Annotated in this window: 15 protein-coding genes and 1 pseudogene; 9 read left to right on the top strand and 7 right to left on the bottom strand. The window is 55.7% G+C overall.

Translation table 11 applies throughout. The features are described 5' to 3' along the window. Positions 1-61: 61 nt before the first annotated feature. Together GGE09_RS07305 and GGE09_RS07300 are read right to left on the bottom strand one after the other, a co-directional pair. Positions 62-2,251: an NADP-dependent isocitrate dehydrogenase gene (locus GGE09_RS07305; RefSeq protein ID WP_309745401.1), complete on the bottom strand. Its 2,190-nt coding sequence runs from the start codon at positions 2,249-2,251 to the stop codon at positions 62-64. Between the two features lie 237 nt (positions 2,252-2,488). Next, complete coding sequence (locus GGE09_RS07300; RefSeq protein ID WP_309745399.1) at positions 2,489-3,235, bottom strand: acyl-homoserine-lactone synthase; 747 nt, start codon at positions 3,233-3,235, stop codon at positions 2,489-2,491. 461 nt (positions 3,236-3,696) lie between these two features. Between GGE09_RS07300 and GGE09_RS07295 the strand changes: the two genes are divergently transcribed. Further along, on the top strand, positions 3,697-5,082 hold the full coding sequence (locus GGE09_RS07295; RefSeq protein WP_309745397.1) for a HAMP domain-containing sensor histidine kinase: 1,386 nt from the start codon (positions 3,697-3,699) through the stop codon (positions 5,080-5,082). Between the two features lie 39 nt (positions 5,083-5,121). Beyond that, the gene (locus tag GGE09_RS07290) at positions 5,122-5,508 is read left to right on the top strand and encodes a response regulator (RefSeq protein ID WP_309745395.1); all 387 of its coding nucleotides are present in this window, start codon (positions 5,122-5,124) and stop codon (positions 5,506-5,508) included. Between the two features lie 74 nt (positions 5,509-5,582). Here GGE09_RS07290 and GGE09_RS07285 read toward each other — a convergent pair whose 3' ends face one another. From GGE09_RS07285 to GGE09_RS07275, 3 genes are read right to left on the bottom strand one after another with little or no spacing between them, the layout of a single operon-like run. Beyond that, entirely contained in the window at positions 5,583-6,338 is a 756-nt protein-coding gene (locus GGE09_RS07285) for an amino acid ABC transporter ATP-binding protein (protein WP_309745393.1), read from the bottom strand. Beyond that, positions 6,335-7,009, bottom strand: coding sequence for an amino acid ABC transporter permease (locus GGE09_RS07280; protein ID WP_309745391.1), 675 nt, complete (start codon positions 7,007-7,009; stop codon positions 6,335-6,337). The genes GGE09_RS07285 and GGE09_RS07280 overlap by 4 nt, the downstream gene beginning before the upstream one ends. A gap of 5 nt (positions 7,010-7,014) precedes the next feature. Then, entirely contained in the window at positions 7,015-7,767 is a 753-nt protein-coding gene (locus tag GGE09_RS07275; protein WP_309745389.1) for an amino acid ABC transporter substrate-binding protein, read from the bottom strand. A gap of 464 nt (positions 7,768-8,231) precedes the next feature. Here GGE09_RS07275 and GGE09_RS07270 point away from each other — a divergent pair, with 464 nt between their 5' ends. The 4 genes from GGE09_RS07270 (at position 8,232) to GGE09_RS07255 (ending at position 14,611) form a co-directional block, all read left to right on the top strand. Next, entirely contained in the window at positions 8,232-9,368 is a 1,137-nt protein-coding gene (locus GGE09_RS07270; RefSeq protein WP_309745387.1) for a TAXI family TRAP transporter solute-binding subunit, read from the top strand. Positions 9,369-9,447: 79 nt separating this feature from the next. Next, entirely contained in the window at positions 9,448-11,427 is a 1,980-nt protein-coding gene (locus GGE09_RS07265) for a TRAP transporter fused permease subunit (protein WP_309745384.1), read from the top strand. A gap of 12 nt (positions 11,428-11,439) precedes the next feature. After that, positions 11,440-13,008 carry a class I adenylate-forming enzyme family protein gene (locus GGE09_RS07260; protein WP_309745382.1) on the top strand — a complete coding sequence of 523 codons (1,569 nt, stop codon included), beginning with the start codon at positions 11,440-11,442 and terminating at the stop codon, positions 13,006-13,008. A 16-nt stretch (positions 13,009-13,024) separates the two neighbouring features. Next, entirely contained in the window at positions 13,025-14,611 is a 1,587-nt protein-coding gene (locus tag GGE09_RS07255) for an acetolactate synthase large subunit (protein ID WP_309745380.1), read from the top strand. Positions 14,612-14,727: 116 nt separating this feature from the next. On the opposite strand, the pseudogene GGE09_RS07250 reads toward GGE09_RS07255, so the two are convergent. After that, positions 14,728-15,918: pseudogene (locus GGE09_RS07250) on the bottom strand (IS3 family transposase). A 379-nt stretch (positions 15,919-16,297) separates the two neighbouring features. Beyond that, positions 16,298-17,080, bottom strand: a complete 783-nt coding sequence (locus GGE09_RS07245; protein ID WP_309745378.1) for a helix-turn-helix domain-containing protein — start codon at positions 17,078-17,080, stop codon at positions 16,298-16,300. 128 nt (positions 17,081-17,208) lie between these two features. On the opposite strand from GGE09_RS07245, the gene GGE09_RS07240 reads away from it, so the two are divergent. From GGE09_RS07240 to GGE09_RS07230, 3 genes are read left to right on the top strand one after another with little or no spacing between them, the layout of a single operon-like run. Next, the gene (locus tag GGE09_RS07240; protein ID WP_309745376.1) at positions 17,209-19,071 is read left to right on the top strand and encodes a TRAP transporter fused permease subunit; all 1,863 of its coding nucleotides are present in this window, start codon (positions 17,209-17,211) and stop codon (positions 19,069-19,071) included. Between the two features lie 19 nt (positions 19,072-19,090). Beyond that, positions 19,091-20,122 (top strand): TAXI family TRAP transporter solute-binding subunit, encoded by a 1,032-nt coding sequence (locus GGE09_RS07235; protein ID WP_309745374.1) that lies wholly within the window; start codon positions 19,091-19,093, stop codon positions 20,120-20,122. A gap of 54 nt (positions 20,123-20,176) precedes the next feature. Next, on the top strand, positions 20,177-21,820 hold the full coding sequence (locus GGE09_RS07230) for a sulfatase-like hydrolase/transferase (protein ID WP_309745372.1): 1,644 nt from the start codon (positions 20,177-20,179) through the stop codon (positions 21,818-21,820). The last annotated feature ends 516 nt before the right edge of the window (positions 21,821-22,336 follow it).

Here is a 22,336-nt window from a genome sequence, read left to right as displayed (position 1 = left end):
ACAAAAAAGGGCCGCGCTTTTACAGAAAAGCGCGGCCCTGATATTTTCAAAGGCGGTCGGTTTACCCGATGATCGCATTTAATGTTTCTGAAGGCCGCATCACAGCCGCGGTTTTTGCATCATCGCCGTGATAATACCCGCCCAAATCAACCGCTGGCCCTTGGGCTGCGATCAGTTCGGCAATGATCTTCTCTTCATTATCGCCCAGTGCTTTTGCAATCGGGGCAAAGAATTCAGCCAGCTCTGCGTCACTGTTTTGTTTGGCCAAAGCCTCGGCCCAGTAGCGAGCAAACCAATAGTGGCTGTTGCGGTTGTCCGGCTCGCCCACTTTGCGCGAAGGCGAATGGCTGTTGTCCAGAATACCTTGGGTCGCGGCATCCACCGCTTGGCCCAGAACGCGGGCTTTTTCGTTGCCTTTGGCATCCGCAAGGAACGTCAGGCTTTCCCCAAGCGCGCAGAATTCGCCAAGGCTGTCCCAGCGCAGGTGGTTTTCTTCAACCAGTTGCTGCACGTGTTTCGGGGCGGACCCACCAGCACCGGTTTCAAACAAGCCGCCGCCGTTCATCAGCTTCACAATCGACAGCATTTTAGCTGATGTGGCCAGTTCCAGGATCGGGAACAGGTCAGTCAGATAGTCGCGCAACACGTTGCCGGTGATGGCGATGCTGTTTTTACCCTCTGTGATGATTTCAAGCGAGGCGCGGGTGGCTTCGCGGGGGGCCATGATCTTGAACTTGTCAGAAACGCCATTGGCTTCAAGGATCGGTTTCACATAAGCGATCAGTTCGGCGTCATGGGCACGGTTTTCGTCCAGCCAGAAAATCGCGTTAGAGCCCTCGGCTTTTTGACGGTCAATGGCCAGTTTCACCCAGTCTTCGATCGGGGCTTTACGGGCAGAGGCAGAGCGCCAGATGTCGCCCGCTTCAACGGCGTGGCTGTGCAGCACAGTGCCGTCTTCGAGGATCATTTTCACAGTGCCCGCTTCGGCAATTTCAAATGTGGTTGGGTGAGAGCCGTATTCTTCGGCTTTTTGCGCCATCAAACCAACGTTTTGAACCGTACCCGCCGTGGCCGGGTTCAGTTTGCCGTTCTCTTTAAAGAACTTCACTGTTTCGTCGTAAACAGGGGCGTAGGAATTGTCAGGGATCACGCAATTTGCGTCTGATTCCTTGCCGTCCGGTCCCCAGCCCTTGCCGCCAGCGCGGATCAGCGCGGGCATGGATGCGTCGATGATCACATCAGAAGGCACGTGCAGGTTGGTCAGGCCCTTATCGGAATCAACCATGTACATTGGCGGACGCTCGGCCATGCAGGCGTCAATATCAGCCATGATCGCGGCGTTGTCTTTCACGCGGTTCAGCAGATCACCCAGACCGGAATTCGGGTTCACACCCAGTTCCGCCATGGCCGCGCCGTGTTTTTCAAACACAGGTGCAAGAAAGGCTTTGACCGCATGGCCAAAGATGATCGGGTCGGAAACCTTCATCATCGTGGCCTTCATATGCAGCGAAAACAGCGTGCCTTCGGCTTTGGTTTTTTCGATTTCTTCCGCAAGAAATGCATCAAGGGCTTTCGCGCTCATGAATGTAGCGTCCACAACAGTGCCCGCAGGATAGGACAGGCCGTCCTTCAGAACCGTTTCGCCGTTGGCTGTTTCCAGCACGATCTTGGCGGTGGTTTCACTGGCCAAAGTGGCGGAAACCTCGTTTGAGAAGAAATCACCGCCCGACATGGCCGCCACGCGGGTTTTGCTATCAGCGGACCAGTCCCCCATACGGTGCGGGTTGCTTTGTGCAAAGCTTTTCACGGCTTTGGCCGCCCGACGATCAGAGTTACCTTCGCGCAGAACAGGATTCACAGCCGAGCCTTTCAGCCCGTCATATTTCGCACGCACAGCTTTTTCAGCGTCTGTGGCAGGTGTTTCGGGATAATCCGGCAGCGCGTAGCCTTGGGATTGCAATTCTTTGATCGCCGCCACCAATTGGGGCACAGAGGCGGAAATATTTGGCAGTTTGATCACATTGGCGTCGGCTGTTTTCACCAAACGGCCCAGTTCCGCCAGATCGTCCGACTGGCGCTGGTCTTCTTTCAGATGCTCTGGGAAAGTCGCGAGAATACGGCCCGCAAGGCTGATGTCCTTAGTCCCCACAGAAACGCCAGCCGCAGCGGCGAATTTCTGGATGATCGGCAGGAAAGATGCGGAAGCCAGCTCAGGCGCTTCGTCCACTTTGGTGTAGATGATATCTGACATGGAAAACCTCTTGAAAGTTGCTCGGCTGTTCCATAGCGGATGTGTTGAATATTGTCGATAGTATACCGTTGTATACGGAATGAATTCTCTGGATCAGGGCAAAATACCGCGGATGGGGGCCACGTATGGGGCTTTGGCGCGCAATTGGCAGGGTTAATGTTGTGCGGGGTCATGCAACGGCTGGCACCCGCGTTGCATTTTAGATGTATATTTGAAATCACCACTTATGGTGGTGACTTAGCTGTTGTCTGGCAGTTGGGTTTTCATCAAGGCAACCTGACACATTTCGCCAGCGATTTCCCGTTTCGGCCCGAATGCACCTGCATCAAGCTGCAACCGTCTGCTCCAGCGTTTCCACACATAGGGGACAATGCCGATAACAAATTGGCCGCCTTCTTTACCCGCAGCTTCGGCGATGGATTGTAACAACTGAGCTTGCACGGCCAATCTGTCGCGCGAAGGCACATCATCGGTGACAAAAATACGCGAGGCTTCCCAGACTGTCGGGCTAACAGGGGCTTCACAGATCAATAGATCAGACGGAATATTCGCTAGAAACCCGCGCTGTGCGTCACGGATCATATAAGAATAGATCCCGCATTGGGCCGTCGTCGGCGTCAGGCGTACCCCCGCAAGGATTTCCCCATAGCGGTGCAGCACCAGCCATCTGCTGAATGGGTTGTCATATTGGTCAAACTCATAGCCATCCACCGTGGGCAGTTCCCACCCCCGCTTTTCAATGAACACCTGTCTTCTGACTTGCATCAGATCATGAAACATTTCGCCATACTTGTGCATATTGGCAAAAGACAGGGTGCTGACCCTGATCCGCCCCCGTTTCGAAGTCTCTTTTGGGGCGCGAGGTTTTGCCAGTGAAGCCTTCTCGGATTCACGCTCGTCGTTCAAAAGTCCCAGCAGGGTTGAAAAATCCGACGGTCTTGCCGGTTCTACCGGAACAGAGAAGTGATTGCGAAAGGACTTCATGAAGCAGTCTCACTTGGGGTTCTTAGGGTTGATTTCAGTAACATCATAGATTGAGTCCGAGACAAAGTCGTAATTCCTGATTCGGTTGTATTAAATGCTCTTTCTTCGCGCGTTAACACTGAAATCTGGCCTTGGGGCAGGGCGACGGCCTATGGATTTCCGACTGTTTTCGCCCCTAAATCTGAGTATATATGATGTAAATCAATATGATAGTCTTAAAACACACACTCGCCAAATAATCGCCCCAAAATTAACACATTCCTTACCGGCGCTATGTTTTGCCCGAAGGGGCCAGTGTTCAAATTGTCACTTCGTGTATTTAAAGTTGAAAGTAGTAAACTGAAGTGCGGTAGCCGCTTAAAGATCATGTTACTTGCTACGGGTTGCTACAGGCGGGGTTCCGATCCACTTGGGCGGCGCTATAAACCGACAGTCCAAACAGGCAAAGTGCGACCGTGCCAATGCGATCCATCTTCAGAATTCCGACAGACGCCAAGTCTTTAAAGCGTTTGCAGCGGCAAATGGTGGATTACGTGGGCGGGACACTGCGTTTGATCGGTCAAAGGCAGGCGATTTACCTTTCGGTCACAATTCTTGCGGCAACTTATTTCGATTTCTGGATTGCGATGGGGTGTTACTCCATGGTGCAAACTGCTGAAATCCTTGATATTATTCTTGCCCGTAAGATCCAGAAGCTTGACGGCGAAACCTCGACGGCGCGGGTAAAGAAACTTTACTCCTTGCTGTTTACCAACTCTATATTCAGCGCCTTTGCCATCAGTTTTTTCGTTTTTGTGATAGCCCGACAAGAGGGTAATATTTCACATTTCACGCCGATGTTCTTTCTTTTTGCAGCGGCTCTTTTTGCCGCGATGAACAATCACCAGCTGCTGCCATTGCTGATTATTCGTCTGGCGATTTATACCACCACGTTTCTAGCGATTCCCATTATTGACATTATCGAGGTCCATGCCGCCCTTGCGTCACAACACTGGCTGCAATTGTTTACGGTTGTCTTTGTGCTTTTCTTTGTTGTTGATAGCTCTATGATTTACTTGAAATTGTATCGTAGTAACTTGGATCAACTCGAAAGTCTTATTGATGAAAAAGAAAAGGCCACGGCAGCTTTGATTGCGAAATCGCGGTTTCTTTCGACCATCAGTCACGAATTGCGCACGCCTTTGACGTCGGTCGGGGGGGCGATTTCATTGTTGGGCAATCAAGCCATGGGCGATCTGTCTGACAAGCAGAAATATGCGCTTGGGATTGCGGATAAAAATATCAAAAATCTGACCGAATTGGTCAATGATGTGCTGGATGTTCAAAGCCTGGAAGCAGACGAACTGGTCTTAAGGAAAGACCCTGTTGATCTGCAGGCTGTGTTGACCGCAGCCCATGAGCGGAATGCGCCGAAGGTCAGCGCCGCTGGACGCAGCTTGGAGATGTCCGAGATAGCGAGCGATATTCACGTGCTGGCCGACAGAAAGCGCCTTGATAAAATACTGGACGGGCTTGTGACCAATGCGATCAAGTTTTCCAATGACAAGAGCACAATCACTTTGGGACTATCGACCCGCGACACCGAAGCTTGCCTGACGGTCGCTGATGAAGGGGAAGGTATTCCAGCCGGACAAGAGGATATCGTGTTTTCCAGCTTTTCGCAGGTTGACGCATCGGATATCCGCAAAGCAGGGGGCATTGGTATGGGCCTGTTCCTTGCGAAGTCCATTTTGGCTAAGATGGGGGGCACAATCGGGTATGAAAGCACTGTAGGAGTCGGAACGACGTTTACTGTTACTTTCAAGATGCTAAAGAAGGAGAAGATCAGTACTGCAAAGGGTTTTTAAGTCTTAGCTGCGCAGTGCAAGAAGATCTTAGGAGAAAAAATGGCCGAGCTTAAACGGATTCTGCATGTGGATGACGAAGATGACATCCGCTTCATCGTTCAGATCGCCTTGGAAATGTCAGGGGGGTATGAGGTGTTGTCTTGTGCGTCCGGTGCCGAAGCGCTTGCGCAGGCAGAGGCTTTTCAGCCGCAACTGTTCCTTCTCGACTTTATGATGCCGGAAATGGACGGCGAAGAAACATGGGAGCGGCTGTCCGCATTAAACGGTTTGGCTGGCACCCCTGCGATTTTCATGACCGCCAAAGCAGAGCGCAGCACAATCGACCGACTGTCCGATTCCGGCGCGCTTGGCGTGATCACCAAACCCTTTGAAGCAGGGGAAATGGGTGACCTAATTGGGAAATTCTGGACGGACTCCCAAGGCTGACTTAAGCAGTTTGCGCCTGTGGCCAGTTCGGCCGCGGGAGTCGTATCCCGCGCGGTATGGCCGTTACAAAATACCTAGGCAACACGGCGCAGAAATGCTTTGGTCCTTGGATCTTGTGGATTTTCAAGCAGTTGTTTGGGCGATCCTTGTTCCACAATATGCCCGTCGGCCATAAAAATAATCCGATCCGCAATTTCACGGGCGAATTGCATTTCATGGGTGACGATCAGCATGGTCTGGCTTTTTTCAGCCACACGCCGCATCAGATCCAGCACCTCGCCGACCCATTCGGGATCTAGGGCAGAGGTGGGTTCGTCAAACAACATCAAATCCGCATCCAGCGCCATAGCCCGCCCGATGCCAACCCGTTGCTGCTGTCCGCCAGACAGGGCGGCGGGATAGGAATTGGCTTTTTCGGCCAAACCGGTTTCCAGCAGAATAGCATCTGCGCGGGTGATGGCTTCGGCTTTAGACAGACCTTTGACGGTGATCAGCGCCTGTGTGATATTTTGGCGCGCGGTTTTATTGGCGAACAGCGCATAGTTTTGAAACACAAAAGACGTGCGACGACGCAGGGCCAAAATCTCGGCTCGTGACGCCTTGTTTGCATCCACCGTTAAATCGCCAACCCTAATGGTGCCGCTGTCAGGGCGATCCAGAAAGTTCAGACAGCGCAGCAAGGTGGATTTGCCCGTTCCAGAAGGACCGATCACCACAACCCGTTCCCCGGGCGCAATGTCTAGCGAGATATCTTTTAACACCTTTGTGTCGCCAAAAGCCTTGTTCAGGCCCGAAATGGAAATGCCGGACGGGGTTTCTACGGTGTTCATCGTGTATGCGCCTTGTTCAAATAGACCTCTAGATGGCGCTGCGCGAAGGCCAGCACCTCGACCAAGATCCAATAGATCGCGGCCACCACCAGAAACGCCTCAAAGTATAAAAAGCTGCTGGCCGCTTCTTTTTGGGTCGCGCCCATCAATTCGGTCACCCCAAGGGTAAAGGCCAGCGAGGTGCCTTTGATCATGTCGATGAAATAATTCACCAATGTCGGGGCCGCCACACGGGCAGCTTGGGGCAGGATGATCTGACGCATCATCTGGCCTTGGGTCATACCCACGGCCTGCGCGGCCTCCCACTGGCTGCGATCCACGCCGATGATGGCGGCGCGGATGCTTTCGGCCATATAGGCGGAAAAATGCAGGGTCAGCCCCATGATTGTGGCGGTTACACCGTTGATATTGGTCAGGAATGCCAAGACCTGTGGCAAGCCGTAGTAAAACAGAAACAATTGTACCAACAACGGTGTGCCGCGGAAAAAGCTGATGAACAGCCGCACGAACAGGTCCAGAACCGGCACGCGAAACACCCGCTCTACCGCAAGGATCGAAGCCAGCACCAAGGCGCAGATCATGCCAACCAGCGCCATGAATAATGTCAGCGGAACATAGCCCAGCAGCACGGGCACCAGGCTCCACATATAGTCTAAGTCCAGTGCCCGCATCAGATTTACTCGGCCACTGTGATGTCAGTGCCAAACCATTTTTGGGAAATTTCAGCCAGAGTACCGTTTTCCTTCAGGGTGGCGATGGCGGCGTTGATTTGGTCCCGTTTGGCAAGCCCGTCTGCATCGTTGCGAAAGGGCAGGGCGTTGCGGATCTGGCTAAATGGCTTGCCTGCCAATGCCAACGGCAACGGGCTTTCTGCGATCAACTGGGCCGAGGACACACGGTCCATCACAAAGGCATCCACACGGCCAAGGGCGGTGTCTTGTGCGATGTTGCTTTCATACGTCCGGATGTCGATATCTGCCGCATTTGGCAGCTCTTTCAACAGGGTTTCAAAGTTCGACCCAAGGTTCACCGCAACGGTTTTCCCGCTAAGATCGTCCACAGTTTTTACTGTTTCTTCGTTGCCCTTTTTGACGACAACCTGTGCGCCGTCAAAGACATAAGGCTGGGAAAAGGCGAATTTGGCCTCGCGTTCCGGGGTGATGGTGATCTGGTTGGCAATCGTGTCGATGCGGCCTGCTTCCAGCGCGCCGATCAAGCCGGAAAAGGACATGGTGACAAATTCAACCTCGTCGCCGGTTTCTTCGGCAATGGCATTGATGAAATCCACTTCAAAGCCTTGCAACACGTCCAGTTTGACGAAAGTGAATGGGAAATATCCGCCAGACATGCCAACGTTCAGTGTGTCAGCTTGGGCTGTGCCAAAACTGGTGGCCAAGGCGAATGCGGTAAGAGCGAGTGCTTTTTTCATGATAATCTCCGTAGGGTTGTACCGCAGATAACATTGCAAAAGCCTGCGTCAATGGGGGGCAATACGACAAGTCTGGTGGTGCCGATTTACCTGTCAGGGTGGAATATTGTTCTCCGTCGGCAGAGTTTGGCAGAACGCAAACAGCAAAAATTCCGACCCCGCAAAAGGCAGGAAATGGCAGGATTGGGGCTGTATTGCCACGTATTCCTTTCGAATCTGTCTGCGCCACTCCTTTGCACGGTTTTAAACGGGTCGAACACGGCGGAAGATTCAAGAAAGAGCGCCAAAAGAAAGGTATGGCGCAAAGTGACCCAACGGCAAATTGGATGCTGTGTTGACACATCCAAGCCAAGGTTCTTAACCTATTCCGTAGTGCGGAACTGAATTCCGCTAGCGAGAGATCGTAAAATAGGGGCCGCTGCCGTGCTTGGCGCAGGCCCCAGCGTTTTTTCTGGGAGGAAAACATGAAATATCTATTTTCAGCCGTTGCCGTGGTAGGTCTGTCCACTTCAATGGTCACAGCGCAAGACATTGATTTGCCGAAACAACTTAGCTGGACAGCCTATGGCACCGGCTCGGCCGGGTATAATCAGGCGGTGGCTATTGGTGCAGCTTTGCAAGATGCGACAGGCGTGAACCTGCGCGTTTTGCCTGGCAAAAATGACGTATCGCGCACAGAGCCGCTGCGTCAGGGGCGGGTGCAATTCTCGGCCACGGGTGTGGGTGGCAGCTTTATGGCGCAAGAAGGCGTCTTTGACTTTGGTGCGGAAAACTGGGGGCCACAATCGGTTCGTGTGTTGATGGCCAACAACGGCGGCGCGATCAACCTGTCGGTTGGGGTGGCCAATGATCTGGGTATCAAAACCTATGCAGACCTCAAAGGCAAACGGGTGGCCTTTATCGTTGGCGCACCTGCGCTGAACGTAAACACCGAGGCCTATCTGGCTTATGGCGGGCTGACATGGGATGATGTGGAACGTGTTGATTTCGGCGGCTACGGTGCCAGCTGGAACGGACTGATCGAAGGTCAGGTCGATGCGGCTTTTGCCTCTACCAACTCAGGCAAAGCCTATGAGGCAGAGGCAGGACCACGGGGGTTGTTCTGGCCACCGGTTGATCCGGAAAACACCGAAGGCTTTGAAAAAATGCTGGCAATTGCGCCGTTCTTTCAGTTGAACAAAGCAAAAGTCGGCGCGACCATTGATGGCACAGACGGCTATCAAGGGGCGGGTTATGCCTATCCGGTTCTGACAGCGATGGCCGCAACAGAAGACGATCTGGTCTATAACATGACCAAAGCGATGGTTGATCTGTTCCCCCAGTATGACGGCAAAGCACCGGGTATTGGCGGTTGGTCCGTGGATAAACAAAACATGGAATGGGTGGTGCCTTACCACGAAGGGTCTATCCGTTTTTACAAAGAGCGGGGCCTTTGGAATGATGCAGCCCAAGCCCATAACGACAATCTGATCGCCCGTCAGGCCGCCTTGGCCGCCGCGTGGGAAGCCACCAAGGCGACAAACCCGTCCGACTGGGAAGCCGCTTGGAGCGAAGCGCGCCGCAAAGCACTGGCAGACGGCGGCTTTAAAGTCGTCTTTTAAACCAACGACACTGTGATCCAAACGGGCTGGCCTAACCGCTGGCCCGTTTTCCCTGTGCACCCCCGCCAAGAGTATTCCCATGACAGATCAGAAAACCGCGGCCCTCGACGGGCTGGAGCAAGTTGCCATTGATGGGGCCACCCCCGCAGAACGTATTTCAGGGCCAGCCCGCTGGGCCGTTGTGCTGGGCACGTTGCTGGCGCTGGTTTTGGTGGTGAACCAATTGTTTAACATCCAGATTTTAGGCATCGTGCTGATTGACGGGCGCTATCTGTACATCCTTGGCGGGTTGTTCCTGTCGCTTAGCTTTCTGATTTTTCAGATGCGCGGCGGCAAAGGGGGCGTGCCTTCTTTGCTGGACTGGGCGCTGTTTGCGATTTCCATTTTCTGTTCTGGCTATCTGGCGCAGACAGCACAGGTCAATCTGTCCCAAGGCTGGGAATATGCCGCGCCTGAATTTGCACAATATGTTTCGGTGGCTTTCTTCTTTCTGATTTTGGAAGCAACGCGCCGCGCAGGTGGTTTGGTGCTGTTTTGCATCGTCACGTTATTCGCCTTTTACCCCACATTCGCAGGCCATGTGCCGGACCCGTTTTCAGGGTTTCAGAGCACCTTCATGCAAACTGTGCCGTATCATATCTTTTCGGCTGAAAGCTCTTTTGGCATCCCGATGAAGGCCTTTGGCGGCGTGGTTATCGGCTTCATCCTGTTTGGCGCCGTGCTACAACGCACCGGCGGCGGGCAGTTTTTCAATGACCTCGCACTTGGGTTGGTTGGCGGGTATCGCGGTGGGGCGGCCAAGGTCTCTATCTTTGCCAGTGGCTTTATGGGGTCCATGTCAGGCTCGGTGATTTCAAATGTGTTGACCACGGGGGCTGTTTCGATCCCTGCCATGCGCAAAACCGGATTTTCCGCCAAAACCGCCGCCGCGACAGAGGCTTGTGCCTCAACTGGTGGGGTGTTGATGCCGCCGATCATGGGGGCCACGGCCTTTATTATGGCGTCGTTCCTGTCGCGCCCTTACGTGGAAATTGCGCTGGCCGCAGCGATCCCAAGTATCCTGTATTACTGGAGCCTGTTTGCCCAGATTGACGCCTATTCCGCCAAACGCGGGTTGCGCGGTTTGCCCAAGCCCGATCTACCACGCCTGAAAGAGGTGATGCGCGAGGGCTGGCCCTATATTTTCGTTTTTGCGCTGTTGTTGTACATGATGATTGGCTTGCGTCAGGAATCCTCGGCGCCGTTTTATGCCACGGTGCTGCTGCTGGTGGTCAACCAGTTCCGCGCCCGTTTCCGCCTGAACCGTCAGCGGTTGGGCAATATGATTGTTGGGGTTGGTATGGGGCTGGCTGAATTGACTGCGATCCTGTTGGGGGTTGGCCTGATTGTCGGGTCGTTTTCGGCCACGGGTCTGGCAGGCACACTGGTAAATGAACTGGTGTTTATGGCAGGGGATAACACGTTGGTTCTGCTGCTGATGGGGGCGCTGACAGCGTTTATCTTTGGCATGGGGATGACGGTCACCGCCTGTTATATCTTCCTTGCGGTGGTTCTGGCCCCCGCATTGGAAGCGGGCGGGTTGAACCAACTGGCTGTTCATTTGTTCATTTTGTATTGGGGTATGGTAAGCTATATCACACCGCCTGTGGCTTTGGGCGCGTTTGCGGCCTCGACCATGGCGGGGTCCAATCCGATTGCCACAGGGTTTGAGGCGATGCGCCTTGGCGGAGTGATCTATATCGCGCCTTTCTTCTTTGTGCTGAACCCCGCGCTGATCGGGCAGGCCCCCGCGTGGGAGGTTGCTGTTGCACTTAGTTGTGCGCTGATCGGTGTGGCGCTGATTTCCTCGGCGCTGCAAGGCTATATCAGTCTGGTGGGACCGGTCCAAGGCGCGCTGGAATATCCTTTGCGCATCTTGTTGTTCTTTGGCGGTGTGCTGATTGCCATGCCGCAAAACGGCTTGGTGGACATGGGTTATGGCCTGTCGTTTATCCTTGGCGCGGCTTTATGTGCGGTTCCGGTCTTTTTGGCTTGGCGCGCACCTGCCGCTACAGCTTGACGGGGATTGAAGATGTTGAAAATTACGCCACCTGTTTCTGACGCACCGCCCACCGAAACTGTTGTCGCCCGCATTCGCACCAATGCTTCGGCTAATCCCGAACGGCTGGCGATTGTCTGTGGTTCGGACAGTTTGTCATGGGGGCAGTTTGATCTGCGTATCAACCGCGTTGCCAATCTGATGGTGCAACAAGGGTTCGGGACGGGCGATAACATCGCGATTATTTCGCCCAATTCCATCCCATATGCAGAGTTGTTTATGGGGATCCTGCGGGCAGGGGCCTGTGTTACGCCGTTGTCTTCTATGGCCGCGCCAGAAGCGTTGCAAAAGATGCTGGTGGATTGCGGCGCCAAAGCGATTTTTGTGGCAGAGCAATACCTTGGCCTTGTGGACGGGTTCATTTCAGACCTGCCGATTGCCCGCTTTGCGATTGACTTTACCCACGCCAGTTTCAGCGATTATGAAACCGCACTGGCACATTCGCCCACAACCGACCCGCTGGTCCCGATCCAGATGGAGGATGCGTTCAACCTGATCTATTCCTCTGGTACCACAGGAACGCCCAAGGGTATCTTACACAATCATTGGATGCGCGCCGCCCAGATGGATCGCGTGTCCCCCAACGGGTATGACGCCGAGGCCCGCACCCTGATTTCCACGCCGCTTTATTCCAACACAACCATCGTTTCCTTTATCCCGACGCTGTTTGGCGGTTCAACCGTGCATCTGATGGCGAAATTTGACGCCAGAACCTATCTGCAAATTGCCGAGCGTGAAAAAATCACCCACACCATGCTGGTGCCCGTGCAATACAAACGCATCATGGATGTGCCTGATTTTGACAGCTTCGATCTGACCTCTATGCGGCTGAAATTTTCGACCTCTGCGCCGCTGCGGGCCGATGTGAAGCGGGATGTTCTGGAGCGGTTTCCGGGGAAACTGGTAGAATACTACGGCCTGACCGAAGGTGGCGGCGTCACAGTCTTGGTAGCGGATGAGCACCCGACAAAACTGCACACCGTAGGGACTTTGGCACCGGGCAATGACATTCGTTTGATTGATGCTGCGGGCAACGAGGTTCCCAAAGGTACGGTGGGGGAAATCTGCGGACGTGGTCCGACCATGATGGCGGGGTATTTTGGCCGTGATGACCTGACCGCCGATTATATCTGGCGCGATGCCGAAGGGCTGGTCTATTTCCGCTCTGGCGACATGGGGGCCTTTGACGAAGACGGGTTCCTTGTTTTGTCGGATCGTAAGAAAGACATGATCATTTCAGGTGGCTTGAACATCTACGCCAATGATCTGGAACTGGTTCTGCTTGAAGACCCCGATGTGATCGACGCCGCAGTCATCGGCATCCCGTCCGAGGCATGGGGCGAAACCCCGTTGGGACTGGTGGTCACACGGGACGGGGCCAGCCGCACCGCCGCCGATATCCTGACCCAAGCTAACGCCCGTCTGGGCAAAAGCCAGCGCTTGTCGGAGCTAGAGATTCGTGAAACGTTGCCCCGTAGCACCATAGGCAAAATACTGAAGAAAGACCTGCGCGCGCCTTATTGGGACGCGACTCAGGCGTAATACAAAAGGACAAGATGTGAGCGACGATCAAAAGAACAGCACACAGAATAACGCCGCATTAAATGGGGCTGAAAGCCTTGTGCAGACCCTGCTTAATAACGGGGTTGAGGTGTGTTTCACCAACCCTGGCACATCGGAAATGCACTTTGTCGCGGCGCTGGATCACATCCCCGGAATGCGATCCGTGCTGGCCCTGCAAGAAGGCGTCGCCACAGGTGCGGCGGATGGGTATTACCGCATGGCAGGCAAGCCCGCCTCGACGTTGTTGCACTTGGGGCCAGGCTTGGCCAACGGTCTGTCCAACCTGCATAACGCGAAAAAAGCGGGCTCTGGTGTAGTGAATATCATCGGAGAACACGCCTCGACCCATATCGAACTGGACGCGCCGCTGACATCCGACATTAACGGCATCGCGCAGCCCGTATCCCACTGGGTGCGCACGTCCCCGCTGGCGCAAACCGTTGGCAAAGACGCCGCCGAGGCGGTGCAGGCCGCAATGATCCCGCCGGGTCAAATCGCATCCCTGATCTTGCCCAGCGATACCGCTTGGAACGCGGGCGGCGCGGTGCAGGACGCGCTTGAAACACCCAAACCAACAGCCTTTGATGAAAGCGCCCTTGAACAGGCGGCCAAAGCCTTGGACGGTCCCGAAAGCCTGCTGTTGCTGGGCGGTGCAGCGCTGAGCGAAAGTAACCTTGAAGTTGCCGGACGCATTGCGGCAGAGACTGGGTGTAAACTGCTGTCCGAATGGGCGAACGCGCGGATGGAACGCGGCGCAGGGCGCGTTGCTGTGGGGCGTGTGCCTTATCCTATCGACATCGCGCTTGAGGCGCTGAAGCCCTATAAACGCATCGTTCTGGTCGGGGCCCGCGCCCCCATCGGATTTTTCGCCTACCCGGGAAAACCCGCAGTCCTAACGCGGGAAGGCGCGGATATTGTAACCTTGGCAGATGCAGGCGCAGACCTGACAGCGGCCCTTTCAGCCCTGTGTCATGCAACTGGCGCTGAACAAACCCCGCCCGCCCATGTTGCCAAGGCGGCGCTGCCAGAACGCCCCACGGGGCCGATCAATCTTGATAGTCTTGCAGCCCTGATCGCCCGCGCAATCCCTGATAACGCCATCATTGTGGATGAATCCGTCACAACAGGGCGGGCCTTTTCGCCGGTCACCAAAGGGGCGCCAAAGCACACTTGGCTGAATAATTGCGGGGGGTCGATCGGCTATGGCATGCCCGTTGCAATCGGTGCGGCAATCGCCTGTCCGGATCGCAAAGTCATGGCGCTGACCGGTGACGGATCGGCCATGTATACTGTGCAAGCGCTGTGGACCATGGCGCGGGAAAATCTGGATATCACAGTTCTGATTTTCGCCAACCAAAGCTATCAAATCCTACGGGGGGAATTAACCAACGTCGGCGTCCAAAACCCCGGTCCCCGCGCCATAGACATGCTCAGCTTGGACCGTCCCACGCTTGATTGGGTACACATGGCCCGCTCTATGGGGGTGGAGGCCAGCCGCGTGACTGACTGCACCCAACTGGAAAACGCAATGGCGGACGGGCTGGAAAGTAACGGCCCGAACCTGATTGAGGTTATGCTTTAGGGGAGGGCTGTTTAGCCCTTCAAATGCAGCTCCGAAATCGACCATTTTCGGAGCTGCGCCTCTCCATTGTGAAACTGTGAGCTACTCCCCATTAGTTGGACAGGATCTGGCATAAATTAAGCTACTTTTTGCACCTGCTGATCGGGGTTGGTTGTTTCGTTTCTCTGCCAATAGACCGCGGCAGGTGGTTGGCCGCCAAGTGCAAAATGCGGGCGCTTGTGATTGTAGAACTCGATCCACTTTCTGACGCCAGCTTTTGCTTCTGCTCCGGTCTCCCAAGCATGCAGGTTGACGCACTCGTATTTCAGGGTTCGCCAGAGCCTCTCGATGAAGATGTTGTCTAGGAAGCGGCCCTTCCCATCCATTGAGATACGCACGCCCGATCGGCGGAGCCGGTCGGGCCAGGCGAGGGACGTGAACTGAGATCCTTGATCGGTATTCATGATCTCGGGCGGACCGAACTTGTGGGTGGCCTCGTTCAGTGCCTGAACGCAGAAGTCCGCCTCCAGAGTATTCGAGATGCGCCAAGCCAGCACACTACGGGTGTGCCAATCCATAATGGCGACCAGATACAGGAACGCTCGGCGCATGGGCAGTTAGGTAATATCTGAGCACCCACTTGCCCGGCAGCACATGTTTACATGTGCCAGAAGAAACCTTGGTTCGGACGCTCCAGCCGCAGACCTCTCAGCAGGTAGGGATACGTCTTGTGCCTTTCGCAGGCCTGCTGGTGTTGGGCTTTTGGTCGATCGGCATCAGCCCCATCATGCGCATCAGCCGGCGTGTCCGTTTCTCGTTCACCAAATGGCCGTCGTTGCGCAAATGCCAAGTCATCTGGCGGACACCGAAGAACGGCGTCTCCAGAAACTGCTCATCGATCCGCCGCATCAGGCCGAGGTTCTGCTCGGTCTCGCCCTTAGGCTTGTAATAGAAAGACGAGCGCGAGATCGACAGCAATCTGCATTGCTGCCCAATGGACAAAATGGAATTATTCGGCTCAATCATGTCGCGCCTCACTTGCCGGTCCATGGTTCGAGCTTTCGTGACAAAAAATCATTCGCCACGGCCAGCTCCCCGATCTTGGCGTGGAGCTCTTTCACCCGCTCCTCATTAATCTCGGGCTTCTTTCTGCCACCGCGTTCAAACACGCCGGAGGCGCCCTCAAGGAGCGCACGTTTCCATTGATGGATCATCGTCGGATGCACCCTGTACCGGCTCGCCAGCTCGGCGGCGGTCTCCTCGCCCTTCAGGCCTTCCAGCGCGACCTTCGGCTTAAACTCAGGCGCATGTTGTTTGCGTTTCGACATCTCTGAGTCCCTTCTCGTCGAAGATCAGCAGACTGCAAATCGTAGCTTACGTCACTGTCCGAATTTCGGGGGGTAGCTCAACTACGAGATGCGTGACCGCGCATTGCACGAACAAGCGATCACGGCAGGTATTGTCATCCTCCTCGCCACCATCGCGTTCGATGCCATCCTTGAAGTCTTTGATACGCTCGACATCTGAGACGTCGCGCCGTCGAAAACCCCAGCCTGCTGTTCAAAGCGACAAAGCAGAGTTAGATACGCGACTGGGAGCTTTTTAGTTGTTCAACGCACAGAACGTCGTAATAGCTTTCCAACAGGGGCTGTAGCCAGTCGACGCTTAGTGCAGGTCGTCGACGGACCGTCTGCTTCGCGCTGCGGGTCACATCTGATCGGCGTAAGTCTGGCCGATGGTCTGCGCCGCAGATCTAAGACGTTGCAAGTGATCTCGGGCGACCGTCTCCACACGATGCGCGCTTGCGTTCCAGACCAGATTTATGGCGCCGACCGGCTTGTCGCCCGCAAGGATAGGAACCGCGATTGCCGCTGGAAGCGCGCCATAATCTACTGCACGGCCCCAGTGATCCAGCGAGCGGATGGCATAGCCCCGTGCCCTGATATCACTCAGTACCTTCCCGAGCAGGGGAAGAGCTTTAACTTCCTCTCGTGGCAGCTGGTCGGCGAGTTCCTGCAAGGCTTGGACCCGGTCACTATCCGGCAAGGTAAACATATATGCCGTTCCCAATGCCGACAGTATCGGCGATGGTCGGAAACCCACGGTGTCCGGATAAATGGCGTGCTGTTTGTATGAGCGCGTTGTGTCGACAATTTCAACCCTTCCTCCGCCGATTCCAGCGGCGAGATCGCTGGCCAGACCGGTCTCAAGGCTCAGGCGCACGATTTCTTCCTTGCCGACGGCCACAAGGCTGTCGACACGGTTCGGCATGCCACCGGACCGCGGGAAGGCGGAGCCGAGCTGGTACTTACCGTCGCTTGATCGCCGAAACAGCCAACGACGCGCTTCAAGTGATTTGCAGATGCGTAACAAGGTCGGTTTCGGCAGACCTGTGCGGGCCGCTAGACCTGCCAACGAGCTGGTGCCGACACTATGGACGACCTCGAGGACGGTCAGTCCGCGGTCGATTGATCTGTTTAGCTTTGTCATCGTAACGTTCCACCCTGTGAAACGTGTACTCGACAAGGATGCGGTTGTCCAATATCAATGTCAGAAGCGTGCTGCGCCTTGAAGGGAGATCAAGGCGGACAAAATCAGTACGCGCTTGGGAGGATGCCGTGATAATTCTGAAACCGTCCGCAGCTGTGGACTATACCGTCGTACTGCTATCGCTGATCGTGATCAGTGTTGTGTTCTACGTCTCGCTCTTTGGCGTATTCTCGGATTCCTATCTGCGCGTTGGTATGCTGCTGGTCGGTGGTTTGCTGGTGATCCTGACAGGCTTCGGACGGTCCGGGAAATTTTGGGACCGCACGCTGCTGGCGCTCACCGCCACTGCGCTGATCCTGAGCGTTCTTCAATATTTTCGTGCCGCCGAAGAGATCGAAACCGGTCTATATTTCCTGAACGCGACCGATATCTGGATGGGCATGCTCGGCCTGATCGCTGTCATAGAATTGACGCGCAGGTCGGTCGGGCTGGTGATGGCATTGGTGGCGGGAATCGTGCTGCTCTATGGCGCATTCGGAGACATGGCACCCGGGTTCCTACGGCATGCGGGTATTTCCGGCGAAGAGTTGATGACGGTGCTGTGGTTCTCTTTCGACGGTGTCTTTGGCCGCCCGATGGCCACGGTGGTCTCGACCATCCTGATCTTCATCATGTTCGGCGCGTTGCTCGAACTTCTGGCCATTGACCTTGTGCTTGTCCGCCTTGCGCTGGCCGCGACGGGACGGATGCGCTCGGGGCCGGCGGCGGCCGCCACTGTGGCAAGCGGGCTGTTCGGCACGATTTCGGGCAGTGCGGTGGCAAACGTAGTGGGGACGGGGGTCATCACCATTCCGTTAATCAAGAAACGTGGGTTCTCGCCGCGTTTTGCGGCGGCGGTAGAATCTGCGGCCTCAAGCGGGGGTCAGATTACGCCGCCGATCATGGGCGCTGTCGCCTTCATTATGGCCGACGTGACGAACGTGCCTTACCTGACCATCTGCGCCGCCGCCGCCGTGCCGGCGCTGCTGTACTACGGCGGCCTGTTCGTCGCCATCTCCAGCGCCGCGCGCAACATGGGTTTGGCCGACGAAGCCCAATCGAAAGTCGTATTCAACTGGCGTGAGCTGGTTCAGATGCTCGTTTTTGTGATCTCGCTTGCCGGGATCGTCGTGACAATGGTTGGCGGTGCCTCGCCGGCTTACGCAGGCTTTGTCGGTGTTGCGTTGGCCGCCGTGTTGGGCTTTGCCATTCGACCGGACCTGCTGTTTAATTGGCAGGCATGGCTCAGGTTCGTCCGCTCCGCCGGTCTGATCTCGGCACAGCTGGTGGTAATTGTGGGCGCGGTGGGGATCGTCATCGGTGTTCTCAACTTGACCGGCGTAGGCCTTCGCTTTGCTTCGCTGTTGTCGAGCCTCGCCGAAGACCAGTTGATCCTGTCGCTGATCCTGATGGCCATCGCCTGTTTGCTCCTGGGGATGGGGATGCCGACTGTTCCAGCCTATCTGATTATTGTGCTGGTGATGGGGCCGTCGCTGCAAAAGCTGGGCGTGCCGATTGTCCATACACATATGTTCGTGCTCTATTTCGGCGTTCTGTCGGCGATCACCCCCCCTGTGGCGCTAGCCGCCTTCGCTGCAGCTCCAATTGCGGGAGCGTCCCCGATGGGTACCGCAATTGAGGCATCGCGGCTCGCTTTACCGGGTTTCGTTATTCCGTTCGCGTTCATCTATAAGCCCGCGCTTTTGCTGGGCACCGGCTATCCTGTCGAGCAATCGGTTCAGGCGATTTTCTTCGTAATGCTTGCCACGATCCTGATCTCGCGAGCATGCTATCCCCGCCGCGGAAAACTGTACATGGTGCCAGTCGGACTGGCGCTAGCCGCAGCGCTTATCTTCTTTGGTGCACTCGCGTCGTGGATTGCGGCCGCTGCCGCTATCGGCTTGATGTATTTCGACAGTCTCGAACCGAAAACCAAGAATGCGATTTCATAACAATAGGGAGGACCAATCCATGAAAACTACAAAACTCAATCGTCGCTCGGTGCTGGCCAGCGCTGTAGCAGCTTCGGCGCTGGCAGCACTACCTCGTGCAGCCATGGCCAAGGAATTGTTACGCATGTCAACGCTGGGCCCCGGCACCACGCCGAACCTTGTTATGACGACCTTCGCCAACATAGTTAATCGCGAGCTGCCGGACTACGAGATCCAGGTCAACGCGACAGGTGCGGCCACGCGCCACGTGCTGGAAGTCGCAGCAGGCAAGACGGCGTTTTGCATGTCATCGCCTTCGGTCAACGCATTGATGGCTAATCAAAAAGCGATGTATGCAAAGATGGATCAGGCGCCGGAGCTGGCCAAGAAACTCCGCGCTGTGCTGAATTTCCCGATGGGTGTCTATCATATCGCCGTTTACGAATCTTCAGGCATCACGTCGTTGAACGACATTGCAGGCAAGCGGGTGTTCCTCGGCCCTCCAGGCGGAGCGGCTTACTCCACGATGGAACGGCTGTTTCAGGCTGTTACCGGTCTTGAGGCTGGCACGGACTATGAAGCGGTGAAACTGGGTTGGGACGCTGCTGCGGCGTCGTTTCAGGACGGTAACCTTGATGTTTATTGCAACCCGACAAACGCGCCCAGCCCTGTGCTGACGCAGATCGCCGTGACAAACGCGGTCCGTTTCCTTGGCATTCCAGAGGACAAGCTGGAAGTCGAAGGGGTCAAGGCGCTGGTCAACCGGCCCGGCTTTGGTCTTGGCATTTTGTCCGCTGGCACCTACGGCGAAAACCAGAAAAACGACGGTGACACGACCACGCTGCGCGTGACCGTCGGCATCGTGACGAATGAGACCGCAGACGAAGAGATGGTCTATGAGATGACCAAGACCTTCTTTGCGGGTGTGGCAGAAATGGGTGAAAGTGCGCCATGGCTCAAGGCGGTGAACCCCGAGGGTGCAGTCGCCGACCTCAACATGCCGCTGCATTCGGGCGCTTTGCGCGCGCTCGAAGAAATGGGTGTGACCATCCCCGACGTTGGCCGCAGCTAAACGAAACGGTCCGGGGTGCTGTCACCCCGGACATTTACTCAGGTAATCCCCTCTATGGCGAAGAATGTCCTATTCATCATGTGTGACCAGCTTCGCTGGGATTATCTCTCCTGCACGGGGCACCCGCACCTGCACACGCCACACATCGACGCGCTGGCAAAACGCGGTGTCCTGTTCGATCGCGCCTATGTGCAGTCGCCGATCTGCGGCCCCTCGCGCATGTCGTTTTATACCGGGCGCTACGTCAGCTCGCATGGCTCCACATGGAACAACATTCCGCTGAAGGTCGGCGAGATGACGCTGGGCGATCACCTGCGCCCTTTGGGCGTGCGCACAGCACTCTGCGGCAAGACCCACATGGCCGCCGACGTAGAGGGAATGCGCCGCCTTGGTCTCGCGCCAGACAGCGAAATCGGCGTGCTGGTGTCCGAATGCGGGTTCGAGCCCTTCGAGCGCGACGATGGCCTGCATCCGGACGGCCCGCGTTATGCCCGCAATGAGGCCTATGACAGCCACATGAAAGCATGCGGCTGGCCCGACGAAAACCCTTGGGAAACGGTCGCTAACAGCGCGGAGGACGATGACGGCAACATCCTCAGCGGCTGGTTCCTCGACAATGCCGACAAACCCGCCCGCGCCGCCGACAAAGAGAGCGAGACCCCCTATATCACCGGACGCGCGATGGATTTTATCCGCGAGGCCGGCGATACGCCGTGGTGCCTGCACCTGAGCTATATCAAGCCGCACTGGCCTTATATTGTGCCTGCGCCCTACCACGACATGTACGGCCCCGAGACCCATCTGGCCCCTGTACGCAGCGCCGGTGAAAAGACCGATCCGCATCCCGTCTACGGTGCCTTCATGCAAGAGCGGGTGTCAAAAGCGTTCAGCGACGATACCGCGCGCGCGCGTGTCCTGACCGCCTACATGGGCCTGATAAAGCAGCTCGATGACCAGATCGGACGGCTCATGACCTTTGTTGAAGAACACGGGATCGCGGACGATACGATGATCGTATTCACCTCCGACCATGGAGATTACCTCGGCGATCACTGGATGGGCGAAAAGGAACTGTTCCACGATGCCTCCGCGCGCATCCCGCTGATCGTCGTCGACCCCGACCCGCAGGCCGACGCAACGCGCGGGATCAAATCATCGGCTCTGGTCGAGGCGATTGATGTTGTCCCGACGATCCTCGACTTCTTCGGGGGCGCAGCGGTGCCCCACATCATCGAAGGTAAATCCCTGCTGCCGCTCCTGCACGGTGAGGCTACGACGCTGAGGGACTTTGCCGTGTCCGAGTACGATTATTCGTTGCGCGACGTGCGCAAGCGGCTCGGAGTCGAGGTCAAGGATGCCAAGCTAACGATGCTGTTCGACGGCCAATGGAAATACATCTTTGCCGAAGGGTTTCGGCCCATGCTCTTTGATCTCGGGGCAGACCCGTTTGAGCTGAGCGATCTGGGTGCTGATCCGGTCCATGCCCAAGACGCTGCACGGCTCGAGCGGCTCTTCTTTGGCTGGGCACGGCGAAACTCCCAACGTACGACGATTTCGGATACCCAGATCGCCGCCCGGGATGCAACGTTGGGCGAAGCCAAGGCAGGCATCCTGATCGGGTATCGCAACGAAGACGAGCTACGCGAAGTGCTGGACCAAGCCGAACACAACGCCAAAACGCTGCGTAAAACGCTCTGATACTAAGGTCGGCGCGAACGTGCTTTTCCGCCAGCGGTTTTCAGTACTCCTTTAGCGTTCCGACTTTTCGATAATTGCACAACTGCTCATTACTGAAAGGCAGTTCACCATTATCGACGCCACTATCGCCGCGGAGACACGACGAAAAAGAAGCCGCAGTTTATTGCTGTTCGAATGGCAAGCGTCAATTTCAATAAAACGTCCGTTGCGTCCTTTGATTGGAAGGCTTCAATGTTTTCGGGCGGGAATGGCTGCTTTGCGAAGACCGCACTTCACACTTGCCACCGCAGCGAACTTCCGCTTTCCGCCCATTCTGTTAAAGAACTCGCGCGCGAGAAATACGTTGCCAGATCTTAGGATCAAATGTTTTGTGAATGCGAGTGTGGCAAACAATATTCGGGGATGGCTCGTTTGCGGGACAGTGTTCCGCCAAAATGCCCCCAGTTTGCTAAAGACCGAGTTTTCCAACAGAATACACCCATACAGTAGAAAGGTCATATCTGCTTTAGGCAGGCT

Source organism: Roseobacter sp. N2S, from assembly GCF_031454055.1.
Lineage (GTDB): Bacteria > Pseudomonadota > Alphaproteobacteria > Rhodobacterales > Rhodobacteraceae > Amylibacter.
This window is presented reverse-complemented; position numbering and strand designations above follow the sequence as displayed.